This is a genomic window from uncultured Pelagibacterium sp. (assembly GCF_963972885.1).
GTDB classification, from domain to species: domain Bacteria; phylum Pseudomonadota; class Alphaproteobacteria; order Rhizobiales; family Devosiaceae; genus Pelagibacterium; species Pelagibacterium nitratireducens.
Genome location: NZ_CAXAXY010000004.1, coordinates 67614 through 81751, shown reverse-complemented (window position 1 = coordinate 81751; position 14138 = coordinate 67614). Strand labels below are relative to the sequence as shown.

The window sequence follows — 14138 nt, the reverse complement described above, 5'->3', positions numbered from 1 at the left end:
GCCGAGGTCGATTTCATCCTCGAACTTCCTGAGGCTGTTGACGAAGACATTGTCGTGGCTGAACAGCGCGAAACCGAGACCGTTGGCGCCAGCCCCGCGCAGAGCCAGGAAGCAGACCTGTCGGCCAGGGGGGATGTCGAGACGCCAGATGCTCCAGAACCCGTCACCTCCGACGCAGCAGAACCGCCCGCGCCAACGGCCGAACCGGCCCAGAGCGCGGAACCGGCTGAGACGGTCGAGCCGACGGGATCAGGCGAGCTCGCCGAACCTGCTGAAACGGTTGAACCTGCCATTCCGACATTGGTTGGCGTGAGCGACGGAAATCGAACGGCAACGGGATTGGCAATCATCCGGCAGGGCGACAATCTGTGGACCATCGCGCGTCGGGTCTATGGCGAAGGCATTCGGTATACTCAGATATTCGAGGCCAACACCGATCAGATCCGCAATCCCGACCTCATCTATCCGGGTCAGGTCTTTGACCTCCCGGGCACCGATGAAGTTATCGGAGAGGCGGACGACGCTGCCTCCTCCCGGCAATGATCGTTTGTGCGGGGAGATGAAATTCTCCGCTCAGCTCCCGCTGGTGCTGGCTTGCACCGGTACCGCATTTCCTCTATCGTTAAATTACGATGGAAGCTGCAGTCATGCATGAAGACGATATTGCTATATTGATGCGGGCCCTGGGGCATCCTGTTCGGCTGGAGATTTTGCGTATTCTGGCGAAGCGCGCCGAAAATTGCTGTTGCAACGATGTGACCGACTGTCTTTCACTGGCGCAAAGCACCGTTTCCCAACACCTCAAGGTCTTGCTCGATGCGGGCATAATCGAACGCCGTGCACAGGGCACCCGCAACAATTATTGCGTTCGGACAGATCGGCTCACGGCGTTCAATCGGGCGGTGGGCGACTATGTCGCCGGGTTGGATGCGTCAGGCCTGCTCTGTGACCGCCAGCCGGCTCAAGCGTCCTGAATCTGTCTCTGGCGGTTCCGATAGCCGTCCCTCCTCTATACCGGAGCATTTTTGATGGCCAAGGCGCCCAGATCAACCGTCAGCGCCGACGAAGGCGCTTTGCTTTCCACGATTCGCAACCTTTGGGACTATATATGGCCCGCCGATCGACCGGACCTGCGGATGCGGGCTTTACTTGCAATCGGCGCTCTGTTGCTGGCGAAGGTAGCGAGTACGCTGGTTCCGTTTGCCTATAAGGGTATCATCGACACGCTGGATAGTTCCGGGCCTGAAACCGCGGTCCTGCTCGGGCTCTCTGTGCCCATCATCCTCGTTGTTGCCTATGGCATCGGCCAGATCGTCGATACCGGATTCCAGCAATTGCGGGACATTCTGTTCGCCTCGGTGGGGCAGAATGCCGTGCGCCAGCTCGCCTACCGCACATTTACCCATGTGCACCGCCTTTCGCTGCGCTTTCATTTGCAGCGCAAGACCGGCGGGTTGAGCCGGGTCATCGAGCGCGGCACCAAGGGCATTGAGACCATAGTGCGTTTCACCATGCTCAACACGGCCCCGACGCTTGTCGAGTTCGTGATTGTCGGTGTGATCTTCGGCTGGCTGTTTGGCATCGCCTATGTGCTGGTCCTTGCCTCTGTCGTGGTTCTCTACATGGTTTTTACCGTGCGCGCTTCGAACTGGCGCATCGCCATCCGCCGGGACATGAACGAGAGTGATACGGACGCGAACGCCAAGGCGATTGACAGCCTGCTCAACTTCGAGACGGTCAAGTATTTCGGCAACGAGGATCTCGAGGCGAGCCGTTTCGACAAGGCCATGTCCGGCTACGAGCGCGCCGCCATTCGCATCTGGACCTCGCTGGGCTGGCTCAATTTCGGGCAGGGGGTCATCTTCTGGATCGGGATGATTACCCTTTCGGTCATGTCAGCGCTTGGCGTGATGAGCGGCGATTTGACCGTGGGTGATTTCGTGCTCCTCAACACTTTCATGATGCAAATTTACAGGCCGCTCAACCAGATCGGATTTGTTTATCGCGAGATACGCCAGGGCCTGGCCGACATTGAAGCCATGTTCATTCTGCTCGATCAAAATCCGGAGATCGAGGACAAGCCGGACGCGAACCAGCTTGAAATCAGCGGGCCGGTCCTTTCTTTTGAGGACGTCTATTTCCACTACGACCCGGACCGTCCCATACTCAAGGGTGTGAGCTTTGAGGTGCCGGCGGGCAAGACCATCGCTGTCGTGGGGCCCTCGGGCGCGGGCAAGTCGACGATTTCGCGGCTGATCTATCGCTTTTACGATGTGATTTCAGGCCGGGTCGCGATCGATGGACAGGATGTCAGGGACGTGACCCAGGCTTCACTTCGTGCCGCTATTGGCATGGTGCCTCAGGATACCGTGTTGTTTAACGACACAATTGCCTACAACATTCGCTATGGCCGCCCCGACGCCACCGACGAGGAGGTGCGGGAGGCGGCGCGGATGGCGCAGATCGGCGATTTCATTGACAGTCTGCCTAATGGGTATGAAACGCAGGTTGGTGAGCGCGGCCTCAAGCTTTCGGGCGGCGAAAAACAGCGCGTGGCGATTGCCCGCACAATTCTCAAGGCGCCACCCATACTGATACTCGATGAGGCGACCTCGGCGCTTGATACCCATACCGAGCGCGAGATCCAGTCCGCGCTTGATACGGTCGCCAGGGGACGGACTACGCTTGTCATAGCGCATCGGTTGTCGACCGTCGTCGATGCCGACGAAATCATCGTGTTGCGCGATGGCGTGATCGCCGAGCGTGGCAGGCATAATGAGCTTCTGGCCAGCAATGGCCTTTATGCCCAGATGTGGAACCGCCAGCGTGAGGCCGCCGAAGCCAGCGAGCGTCTTCGGGCAGCTCAGGAAGATCCCGACGGGTTTGTCGTGCGAAAGCCTTCCGAACAGCTGTAGAATAAAAAAGGCCCCGCACTGGCGGGGCCTTTTGCTATTCGGCTGCGGGCCGTCTGGAAAGAACCGTGACGCCATTCTCGTTGCGCTCGATCAGTTCTGTATCCTTGGTGACAATGTGTCGGGACGCGTCATCGCCGGCGACCTCGATCGCCATGCCGTCAAAGCCGGCAGGCATAGCGTCATTGGCCCTGCGCCCACGAACCCAATTGAACACGCTGCCGACCTGACCCTTGATGACCTTCGGTGCTGTAATCATCACAGGTACCATGATCAGTGTGAGGGCGGTCGAGAAGAACAGCCCACTCACCAGGGCGGCCGAAAGGTGGATGAACCACGAACCCGCAATGCCGCCAACGACGATTTCACGCCGCAGGAAGTCGAACTCGACGTTGGCCCACATGGGAATAACACCCAGAGCAGTCAGGAACGCGGTGAGCAGAACCGGACGGACGCGTTGCGCTGCCGTAAGCAGCATTGCCGTGACCGGCTCGACCTGTTGCCCGCGGTTGTACTCGTTATAGGTATCGATCAGAACGATGCCGTTCTTGACCACGATACCGGCGAGCGCCACCACCCCGAGCCCGGTCATGATGGCCGAAAAGCTCATACCCGTTGCCAGCATGCCCAAAAGGACACCGGCGACCGACATGAACACGGTCGAGAGTGTTACGAACACCTGATAGAAGCTGTTGTACTCGAGCAGCAGGATCAGGAAGATCAGGAACAATGCGGCACCGAACGCCTGACCGATAAACGCGTTGGCGTCGCCCATCTGCTCTTCGGCACCGCCGAAGGCAAAGGTAATGCCATCGGGCCATTCCTGGCCGTCCAGCCAGGCCTGCAACTCGGCCACCCGGGTAGCGGGATAGACACCTTCGGGCAGATTGACCAGATTGGCTGCAATCGGCATTACATAGACCTGATTGCGCCGCTCGATATTGGCGACCTTGGGTACGGCCTGGCGCTCAATGAAGTTGGAAACCGGCACCATCCCCTGCGATGTGGCAATCCGCATGGAATCGAGCGCATCCAGCGTGCGTTCATCCTCGGGAAGGCGGACCTTGATGTCGAGTTCATCCCCCGTTTCCTGATCGCGATAGGTGCCCAGATTGACGCCCGATGTGACAAGTTGCAGGTAGGGCGCCAGCTCGCGCACCCCGATGCCGTATCGAGCTGCTTCCAGGCGATCCACGGTAACCTGCCAGTCGATCCCCGGTGAGGGGCGACCGTCCTCGATATCGGCGGTATTGGGTAGCTCGGTCTCCAGATAGTCGCGGATGCGTTCAACGGTCGGCGCCAGCGTGTCGTAGTTGGTGCTTTCCACGCGCATGTTGATGTCTTTGCCGGCCGGAGGACCGCTCTCGGTGGCAAGGACCTGAACCTGCAGACCGGAAATGTCGGCAACGCGCTCACGGATATCGGTAAAGATTTCCTCGGCCGGCACCCGGTTGTTATAATCAACGAGCTGAAGCTGGAAATTGCCGATGGTATCGGGTGGCATGGTGCCCATCGCGCCGGTCGTACCGAATTGCATGATGATGTCACGGATGCCGTGAACCTCCATCAATTCGTCTTCCACCTCGACAAGCATGTCACGAACTTCCTGCGGCGAATAATTGCCCCGGGCCACCACGGCGACGGTTGCATATTCAGGCTCGGAAGCCGGGAACGCCTCGGTTCCGGTGGGGTTGGCGGCATAGGCGAAAAACACGCCGAACACGATACCGAAACCAACCAGAAGCGTTGGGATTGGCCATCGCAGGAGAACTGACATCATGCGCACGTAAAGCCCGGTCGGTCCCTTTACCTTCTTGGGGTGGAACTTCTCGGGGTACATGACGATATCGGCTTGTTCCTTGCGCTCGGGATCGACATGGCTCGAGGCAATGGCCGCGCCGATAACCGGCATGAAGATCAGGGCCGAAACGAACGATGCGGACATAACGACAATCACGATCGTGGGAAGATCGGTCATGAATTTGCCGATGATACCGGGCCAGAACAGCAAGGGCACAAATGCGGCAAGCGTCGTTGCCGTTGCACCGATCACCGGTATGAACATCTTGTGCATCGCCTGAATGAAGGCTTCCTTCTTGGAGACACCTTCCTGCAGCTTTCGCTCTGCATATTCGACGACCACCACGGGGTCGTCGACCAGGACGCCCACAGCAATAACCAGCCCGAACATGACCATCATGTTGATGGTCATCCCGGTCATCTGCATGTAGAGAAATGCGATCATGAACGACAGCGGGATCGACATGCCGATCATGAACGCCGCACGCACACCCAAGACCGCGATACAGGTTATCAGCACCAGCGCGACGGCCGTCAGGACCGCAGCTTCGAGCGACCGGAACAGGCCGAGCGTCGTTTCTGCCTGATCGAGAAAGAAGCTGTGCCCAACGCCCTGCGGCCAGTTGGCGGCAGTCTCCTCGGTCAACGCCCGAACGCTGTCCGAGACTTCGATAATGTTGGTGCCCGCTTTCTTGCTCACCCCAAGGATCAGGGCAGGGGATCCGTTGACATTGGTGTATTCGGTTGCGTCTTCGAGCGTGCGCGTGACGTTTGCTATATCGCCGAATGTGACGACATTGTTCCCATCCGTTTTGATGGGAAGCTCAAAGACATCCTGCGCACTGGTGATCAGGCCGGGCACTTCAACGCTGAAAGAACCCTGACCCGTGTTGATCGTGCCGCCGGCGACAACGAGGTTGTTGCGGGCCAGTGCATCGAACAGCTGGTTGGCCGTGAGGTTGTAGGCCTCCAGGCGCATCAAATCGATTGTCACCTCGACCACTTCGTCGCGCGCGCCCGACAAGGTGACTTCGCGCACCGCGCCAATACCCTCTAGAGCCGTCTGGAGTTCTTCGGCGCGGCGGACGAGCTCGCGTTCGGGCACATCGCCATAAACGGCCACCGAGATGATCGGGAACCCAACCATGTCGATTTCGTTCACCGTCGGATCGCTGGCATCATCGGGCAGGTTGGACCTGATGGCATCCATACGGGCACGGGTGTCGATCAGCGCCTGGTCCGTTTCGACATTGGCACCGAATTCGAGGATGACCGAGGCGTGGCCGGTGGTCGAAGTCGATGTCATGTTCACCAGGCCGTCCAGCCCGTTGAGTTCTTCTTCGGCAGGCTTGGCCAGAAGGTTTTCGGCATCGCGAGGCGATACCCCGGTCTGGCTTATCGAGACATAGAGGTACGGGACATCGATGGCCGGAAAGCTCTCCTTGGGCAGAACCGAGTAGGAGAGCCCGCCAGCGAGCAACAGCAGCGCCATGATTGTCATCACGACGCGGGGCATGCGCAGGATGCGCTCGATGAAGCTGGTCATGCAGGTGCGCCTTCTTCAGAGGTACCCGTGGTATCATCCGAGACAGCTTCCTGCCCGGTTTGCACGGTCTGCCCATCGATCACGAATTCCTGGCCGATGGTAATGATGTCAATGGATTGGGGCAGCCCGGTTACCCAAACGCCGTCCCTGGTGTCTGAAACGATTGTAACGGCAGTAAAGGCGACTATGCCGTCCTGAACGGACTTTACGCCCAAGACGCCCTCATCGTTCAATGTCAGAACCGACTGAGGCAACAGATGCCCCGGCATCGATCCCATATTGACCGTTGCGGTGGCCGTAACGCCTTCGCGGATCGAAAAGTCGGGGTTGTCGAACTCGATTTCGACCGGGAAAGACCGTGTCGCGTCGTCCGCACTGGCCGCCACATATGTCACTTCACCGGTACCTTCCTGATTGGTCACCGTGTGCAATGTTGCAGCAAGTCCCGTCCGGGCCAGCGTAATATTGGCTTCAGCGACCGACCCCGAGAAGACGATTGGATCGAGTTGAACGATTGTCGCGCATACACCGCCCTGCGAGAGCATGGAACCGCGCGTCGCGATGGGCGCCTGAACCAGCCCCGAGACCTCGGCTACGATTTCCGTACGATCCAGTTCGGCCCGGGCGTTGTCGAGCGCGGCCTGAGCCGAAGAAACCTGCGCTTCGGCGCCGGCCAGAGCGACCTGAACCGAATTTGCCGTATTGGCCGGTGCCAGGCCCCGTTCGCGCAGCGAAGTGTTGGTTTCAAGGTCGAGTTGCGCCTGGGCAAGCCCGGCTTCCGCCTGCGCAAGAGCGGCTTCGGCTTGAGCGACCGCCGCGGCGCGTGTTCCGGGCGCCAGTGAGCACAACAGATCACCGGCTTGCACCTGGTCACCCTTCTCGACGTGGACCGTTTCCACCACCGCCGCGGTTTCGGCGACCGCCGAAACATTGGCTGCTGCCGTCGTCCTGCCGCGCAGCTTGACTTCAATCGGCATTTGCTGGAGCTCGAATGTCTGTGTGCGAACCGATACCGAGGCACCCGAAGCGCCGTTCGTCTCGGCCACCCGCTCGGCAACCGTCATCCGGGCCTCTTCGACTTCCTCCTCGGAATGTTCGGGAAGCACGCCGGCCTCAGCCAACGCCGTCGAAATTGGGCCATGATCATCGCCTTCAATCAGGCCGATAATCGAGCGTTCGCCGTTTCCAGGGCCCTGTCCGCCCATCACGAACGACCCGGTGCCCAGCCAAATGGCGGCGCCGGCAAGAATGAAAAGTGACAAACCGAAAGATTTAAGAAATTGCATTAAACAGCGCCCTCTATTCTGCTGCTTGCTGCCCGAGGCGCGCTTGATTTGGTCGCGCTGAGGCAATTAAGGCATTCATGTGGGTATGGAGATGCCGATGCGCAACTTCAAGGCAGGTTATGCCATGGCCGATCACCCATGCGTCGTTGGCATGGCTCGTGTCGTCACAGGAGTCGGCCTGCCGTTGCAGCTCTTTGAGCTCGGCAATCTGGGAATCGAGATAGGCGAGCCTGTCCTCGATACGTGATCTGACCAGATCGGCATCAAGCAGGTGCGCAAAACGGGCAAAAAGCAGGAAAGGGCTGCGAAAGATATCGTCTCCCAAAGGTTCATGCAGCGCATCACAGAAAGCAGTCCGGCCGGTCTCGGTAATGGAATAGATTTTTTTGGATGGCTTTCCATCCTGATGCTCTATCCGCGAGGTTACGAGCCCATCGTCTTCGAGCTTGGCGAGCGCGGGATAGATCGAGCCGAAGCTGGCCTCGACGAAATAAGCGCCGCCGCCTTCGGTACAAAGCTTTCGAATTTCATAGCCGCTCGCATCCTGAGTATAGAGGAAGGAGAGGCATAGGGTGCGAACGTTCATGTTCTATCAATCATATGCTGAACGAGAATATGATGGCGCTATATATTAAGCCGCCGCGCTTGCCAAGATATACGACGAAGAGTCGCACCTCGATCAGTTCGTGTACGATGAAAGTTCTTACGCTCGAATGAGAAAACGGCGTTAATCGATGCTTATGTCGAGCCCGAGGTCCAGCGGGACCGATGCACTTGTGATCCGGCTGGTCGAGATGTAGTCGACGCCGGTCCGGGCGATGGCGGCAACGCGTTCAAGCGTAACATTGCCCGAAGCCTCCAGCTTGGACCGTCCTGCCGTGATGGCAACGGCCCGGGCCAGTGTGTCTTGATCCATATTGTCAAGAAGGATCGCGGCCACACCGGCGTCCAGCGCATGCTGGAGCTGGTCGAGCGTATCGACTTCGACTTCAATCGCGACAAGATGACCGGCAAAGGCTCGAGCAGCCGCTATCGCCGCAGATACGCCGCCAGCGACGGCAATATGGTTGTCCTTGATGAGGATGGCATCGTTCAGACCGAAGCGATGATTGTGGCCGCCGCCACAGCGGACGGCATATTTTTCCAGTGCTCGTAGGCCCGGCGTCGTTTTTCGCGTGCAGCAGATGTGGGCGTTGGTGCCCTTGGTCTCGAGCACGAAGTCTCGGGTCAGAGTTGCGATGCCACTCAAATGGGTCAGAAAATTGAGCGCGGTGCGCTCGGCTGCCAGCAGATTGCGCGCATTGCCGCGCACCTCAAGAATGGCCTCTCCCGCCGCGACCATGGAGCCATCGGCAACAAATCTTGTTGTGTCCAGGCCCGGTCCGATCAGCGAAAAAGCGGCAATCGCGCACTCGAGCCCGCAAATCACGCCGACGCCGCGCGCATTGATGGTCGCGACCGCCTTTGCGTCCGGGCCGATCGTTGCCTGGGAGGTGATGTCGCCCGCCTCTCCCAGATCTTCAAGAAATGCAGCTTTGACGGCCCGCTCGATAATATGGGGGGGCATGGCGGGAAGATAAGCGCGCATCATGATGAAAAGACACCCGGATTTATAAGATTGTGTTCGCCCACATTGCGGATGTCCCGCTCGCCGCAAAGCGCCATGGTAACGTCGAGTTCCCTGCGGATGATATCGAGCGCCTGTTCGACCCCTGTTTCGCCGCCGGCGCCAAGACCATAGAGCCAGGGGCGTCCAATATAGACGCCCTTGGCGCCCAGGCACAGTGCTCGCATGACGTCCTGACCCGAGCGGATGCCACCATCCATATGAACTTCGATTTTGTCTCCCACGGCTTCAATGATGCCAGGCAGGGCCGCTATGGACGATGGTGCGCCGTCCAGTTGTCGTCCGCCATGATTGGATACGATGATCGCGTCCGCGCCCGAAGCGGCCGCCATGCGCGCATCTTCGGCGTCCATGATGCCCTTTAATATCAGCTTCCCGCCCCAGCGCTCCTTGATCCATTCGATATCGGACCAATTGAGCTTGGGGTCGAATTGCTCGGCCGTCCACGAAGCCAGAGAAGAAACGTCGCCAACATTATCGGCATGGCCCACGATATTGCGGAAGGTATGACGTCGTGTTCTGAGCATCGACAGGCACCATTGCGGCCGGGAGGCCAATTGCCAGATGGTGTTGAGATTCACACGGGGAGGGGCCGAAAGTCCGTTGCGCGCGTCCTTGTGCCGTTGCCCCAGGATTTGCAGATCGAGCGTCAGGACCAGGGCCGAACAATTGGCGGCTTTGGCTCTGTCGATCAGATTATACATGAATTGCCGGTCGCGCATCACATAGAGCTGGAACCAGAACGGGGCACCGTCGGTAGCCTCTGCAACGTCCTCGATCGAGCAGATGCTCATCGTTGATAAAGTGAACGGTATGCCGAAAGCGCGCGCCACTTTGGCGCCGAGAATTTCACCGTCGGGGTGCTGCATACCCCCAAAACCGGTGGGCGCTATGGCGACAGGCATCGCGACGTCTTGCCCGATCATTGTCGAGGCCAGCGAGCGATTGGTCATGTCGACGGCAACACGCTGGCGAAACTTTATTTTAGCAAAGTCTGCTTCGTTGGCGAAGTAGGTGCTTTGGGTCCACGATCCGGAATCGGCATAGTCGAAAAACATCCGAGGTACGCGTCGCTTCGCACGTGCCTTCAGCTCTTCAATTGTCTGCGCCGTAAAACCCATTCGCCCCGCCTCTCCCACCATTGAGCATCTTTATGCACTCAATAGCGGGACACAAGGTCAGGGAAAAGCGTCATTATGCCAAATGCCAACCGAACCGACTGGGGTCAGTTGCCCTCGACGGACAGGCCCTGGTCGTTGAGTTCGATTTGAACACCGTCAGGCTGGGATTCCTGTTGGTAGGCGTAAATGGCAAGGCCGATAACCACAACGACCAGAGCGCCAAGCAGAAGATAAAGCGTATTGCGGCTCATCAAATTCTCCAAAAAATGCTTAAGCAAGAAAGACATTGAATGCAGGCATGAAACGCGGAACCCGCCACTCGGTTCCGTAACCGGCGATTAACCGACTGGCGGCGTTCAGTGTGAAATCCGCAAATTCACCAACAGGATTCATTCTTGTTTCAGGGGTGCGCCCCATGATGCCCGACCAGTTTTGGGGACGGTTTGGGGGACGAGTGGATGCCGGATGGCAAGGGGATGAGCAATACGCATGCGGTGGATGCGGCTCTGGAGTCCATGCCCTATGGGTTGTGCGTCTGGAGCGAAAATCTGACGCTCGAATTGTTCAATTCCCGCTACGCCTGGACATTCGGTCTGCCACCCGACGCGCTTGCAGCGGGCATGACGCTCCGCGATTGCTGCCGAGCAGTAATCGATGCCGGAAATTATTTCGGCTACAGCGTCGACGAGCTCCACGAAGCGATGCTGGGCCGATTCGAACGGCAAAAGCGTCGCGAGACACCCATTCAATATGAGCAGCATCTTCGTGATCGTACGATCCGCACCACCTATACTGGTCGGCATGGGACGGGCTGGATGGTTACTCACGAGGACATCACCGATGCGCACGATCATCTGACGGCACTTTCCAAACGTGAAGCCGATCTGGCCCGACAGGCGGTTCGCTTCGAAACCGCCGTCGACAATATGGCCCACGGGCTGTGCATGATCGATGCAGATCACAAGCTGGTTATCTGCAACGCCAATTACGCAATGCTTTATGATCTTCCCCAGGGCCTGCAACAGCCCGGAACCTTGCTGACAGACATTCTCGATTATCGCTTCGAGAACGGCATGCGTCCCAAGGATGGGCCCATGGCCTTTCTTCAGCGTCGCGTGCAAACGATTACTGATCGAAAGCGCAGCGTGGATATTTGCGAGTTCGAGAATGGCCAGATCATTTCGCTGGTGCATCAGCCAATGGAAGATGGTGGCTGGGTCGAAACCCATCAGGACATCACCGAGCAGCGGCGGTCCGAGGCACGCATTCACCACTTGGCCCGCCACGATGCCTTGACCGATCTGCCCAATCGCACGCTGTTTGCCGAAGAAATGGCTATGGCGGAATCCCGCATACGTCGCGGTGAAACCATGGCAGTGCTGTGCTTCGACCTCGACCACTTCAAGATCATCAACGATACGCTCGGACACGGCGTGGGCGATGCGGTTCTCAAGGAAGTCGCGATACGGATCAACCACGCAAAGCGGGAACATGAATGCGCGGCCCGGCTGGGTGGCGATGAATTCTCCATGCTGGCCGGCCCGCTCAAGAGCCCAAACGATGCCGCCGCTCTCGCCGAGCGCCTGATTGCTTCGATCGGCCAGCCTATGGAAATAGAGGGACATCGTGTCATTATAGGCACGTCGATCGGCATTGCGGTCGCACCCACCGATGGCGCGAATGGCGAGACGCTGATGAAAAATGCCGACCTCGCCCTGTATCGCGCCAAGAGCGATGGCCGAGGCAATTATCGCTTTTTCGAAAAGGGCATGGACGCGGCCATGCAGCATCGTCGCGCCATCGAAAGCGGACTTAAGCTGGGGCTGACCCGCGACGAATTCAGGCTGGTTTTCCAGCCACTCATGGACTTGGAGAGCAACCGGATTTCATGCATGGAAGCCCTGTTGCGCTGGGAACACTCGGAGATGGGCTTCATCTCACCGGTTGAGTTCATCCCCGTGGCCGAGGAAATCGGATTTATCGTGCAACTGGGAGAATGGGTGCTCAAACAGGCTTGCCTGACAGCGGCCACCTGGCCCGCCAATATCCGTGTCGCAGTCAATCTTTCGTCGGTGCAATTCAAGAGCCATCGGCTGCTGGAATGCGTGCAGCGCGCACTGGAAGAAGCGGGCCTGCCGGCAAGCCGCCTCGAACTTGAGATAACGGAATCCGTGCTGCTCAGCGATTCCGATCAGACCCTGGAAACCCTCCACGCCCTGCGCGCCATGGGTATCCGCATTTCAATGGACGATTTCGGAACTGGCTATTCCTCGCTTTCATACCTGCGCGCCTTTCCATTCGACAAGATCAAGATCGACCGCTCTTTCATCGAAGACGTCGGATCCACCGACGCCAACTTCGAGATCATCAAGGCCGTTATCGCTTTGGGGCGCAGTCTGGGCATGGCAACGACAGCCGAGGGCGTCGAAACCGAAGCCCAACTCGATGCTGTTCGCTCGCACGGATGTGACGAGATTCAGGGCTTCCTGTTCTCAAGGCCCCTCCCGGCAAGAGATGCGCTTGAGTTGATCACGCGGCTCACTCCCAGGAAGACTGAGCCAAAACTGAGCGCGACCAGCTAGCCTATCTCGGAACCGTTCCCGCAAACCGATCCATTGCGAAAGGGGTAATGTCGATTGCCGGTTTTTCCCCGGTCATGGCTTGGGCCAGCAGGTGCCCGGTGGCCGGGCCCAGCGTAAAGCCGTGGTGGGCGTGGCCTATACCCACCCACAGGCCACGATGCTTTGGCGCTGGCCCGATGATCGGCATCATGTCGGGGGTGCAGGGGCGGGCCCCTTTCCAGGGCTGCGGATCGAGCCGCTCACCGAGCGGGAAAAGTGCCCGTGCCTTGGCTTCGGCGCGGCCAAGCTGGATGGGGGTGGGCGCTGCATCGCGCAGCGCAAACTCGGCCCCGGTGGTAAGACGAACCCCTTTTTCCATCGGCGCCAGACAATACCCGATTTCCGCATCGATCAGCCAGTTGTTCAGGATCGCACCATCCTGGGTGCCGTAATGCATGTGGTAGCCGCGCTTGACAAACAGCGGCAGCCGATACCCGAGCGGCTCGAGAACTTCGGGCGCCCAGGGGCCAAGTGTGACAACGACTTCGGGCGCGCTATAACGGGTATCTGCGACCGTGACGGACCAGTTGTTGCCGTCCTGTTCGAGTCCCGACGCCTCTCCGCCAATAAACTGGCCGCCCATCGATTTGTACAATTCGAAATACTTGGCAACCAGAGCGCCCGGATTGCGGATTGTCCATGGATCGGTCCAGTGGATCGCCCCCGCAAGCCGTTCCGTAAAGTCAGGCTCTATCCGGGCCATTTCGGTGCCATCGACCACCTTGTGATTGATGCCATAGAGCTCGAGATCCTTTTTTGCCTTTGCCGCCTCGGCCTTGAGTTTCTCGTCGGTCCTGAACGCCAGATACCAACCCTTCCTGATGACCAGGTCCTCGGCGCCAGAGGCTGTGATGAGGTCGGAATGTTCCTCGATCGACCGGGCGATCAGAGGTGCGTAACTCCTGACCACATGGCTGTAGTGACCGGGTGACGATTTCCACCAATAGCGCATAAGGGCAGGCGTGACGCGGGGCAGGGCAAACGGATCGTAGCGTGCGGCGGTCGAAAGGTGCAGCCCCACCTGCATCAATGTTGCCAGATCGCGCGGGAAGGCGTGAGGACGAACCCCCTCGCGCTGGATGATGCCGGCATTGCCGAACGAGGTTTCCCGGCCCGGCTCGCTCTTGTCGATGAGCAACACGCTTCGACCGCGCCGAAGCAGGTGAATTGCGGTCGATACGCCGACGATACCGGCGCCGATGACGATGACGTCCTGAGCCATGGT

The 14138-nt window shown here is 58.8% G+C and carries 11 protein-coding genes; 4 read left to right on the top strand and 7 right to left on the bottom strand.

Annotated features, from left to right (window positions below; all coding sequences use genetic code 11):
• From AACZ55_RS01640 to AACZ55_RS01630, 3 genes are all read left to right on the top strand, one after another.
• The coding region (locus AACZ55_RS01640) for a LysM peptidoglycan-binding domain-containing protein (RefSeq protein WP_339642321.1) at nucleotides 1-543 on the top strand (543 nt) is incomplete at its 5' end.
• 104 nt (nucleotides 544-647) lie between these two features.
• Complete coding sequence (locus tag AACZ55_RS01635) at nucleotides 648-974, top strand: metalloregulator ArsR/SmtB family transcription factor (RefSeq protein ID WP_338607252.1); 327 nt, start codon at nucleotides 648-650, stop codon at nucleotides 972-974.
• Between the two features lie 54 nt (nucleotides 975-1028).
• Nucleotides 1029-2915: an ABC transporter ATP-binding protein/permease gene (locus AACZ55_RS01630; protein WP_339642317.1), complete on the top strand. Its 1887-nt coding sequence runs from the start codon at nucleotides 1029-1031 to the stop codon at nucleotides 2913-2915.
• A 34-nt stretch (nucleotides 2916-2949) separates the two neighbouring features.
• On the opposite strand, the gene AACZ55_RS01625 is transcribed toward AACZ55_RS01630, so the two are convergent.
• The 6 genes from AACZ55_RS01625 to AACZ55_RS01600 form a co-directional block, all read right to left on the bottom strand.
• The gene (locus tag AACZ55_RS01625; protein ID WP_339642314.1) at nucleotides 2950-6258 is read right to left on the bottom strand and encodes an efflux RND transporter permease subunit; all 3309 of its coding nucleotides are present in this window, start codon (nucleotides 6256-6258) and stop codon (nucleotides 2950-2952) included.
• Complete coding sequence (locus tag AACZ55_RS01620) at nucleotides 6255-7544, bottom strand: efflux RND transporter periplasmic adaptor subunit (protein WP_339642311.1); 1290 nt, start codon at nucleotides 7542-7544, stop codon at nucleotides 6255-6257. The genes AACZ55_RS01625 and AACZ55_RS01620 overlap by 4 nt, the downstream gene beginning before the upstream one ends.
• A 13-nt stretch (nucleotides 7545-7557) precedes the next feature.
• The gene (locus tag AACZ55_RS01615) at nucleotides 7558-8130 is read right to left on the bottom strand and encodes a PadR family transcriptional regulator (protein WP_339642308.1); all 573 of its coding nucleotides are present in this window, start codon (nucleotides 8128-8130) and stop codon (nucleotides 7558-7560) included.
• Nucleotides 8131-8271: 141 nt separating this feature from the next.
• On the bottom strand, nucleotides 8272-9132 hold the full coding sequence (nadC, locus tag AACZ55_RS01610; protein WP_339642330.1) for a carboxylating nicotinate-nucleotide diphosphorylase: 861 nt from the start codon (nucleotides 9130-9132) through the stop codon (nucleotides 8272-8274).
• Nucleotides 9132-10292, bottom strand: coding sequence for an alpha-hydroxy acid oxidase (locus tag AACZ55_RS01605; RefSeq protein ID WP_339642305.1), 1161 nt, complete (start codon nucleotides 10290-10292; stop codon nucleotides 9132-9134). Before AACZ55_RS01605 ends, nadC begins: the two co-directional genes overlap by 1 nt.
• A gap of 104 nt (nucleotides 10293-10396) precedes the next feature.
• Nucleotides 10397-10543 (bottom strand): hypothetical protein, encoded by a 147-nt coding sequence (locus AACZ55_RS01600; protein ID WP_338607246.1) that lies wholly within the window; start codon nucleotides 10541-10543, stop codon nucleotides 10397-10399.
• A 225-nt stretch (nucleotides 10544-10768) separates the two neighbouring features.
• Between AACZ55_RS01600 and AACZ55_RS01595 the strand changes: the two genes are divergently transcribed.
• The gene (locus AACZ55_RS01595; protein ID WP_339642302.1) at nucleotides 10769-12874 is read left to right on the top strand and encodes an EAL domain-containing protein; all 2106 of its coding nucleotides are present in this window, start codon (nucleotides 10769-10771) and stop codon (nucleotides 12872-12874) included.
• A gap of 1 nt (nucleotide 12875) precedes the next feature.
• On the opposite strand, the gene AACZ55_RS01590 is transcribed toward AACZ55_RS01595, so the two are convergent.
• A complete protein-coding gene (locus AACZ55_RS01590; RefSeq protein WP_339642299.1) occupies nucleotides 12876-14135 on the bottom strand; it encodes an FAD-binding oxidoreductase in 1260 nt (419 codons plus the stop codon).
• Nucleotides 14136-14138: the final 3 nt, after the last annotated feature.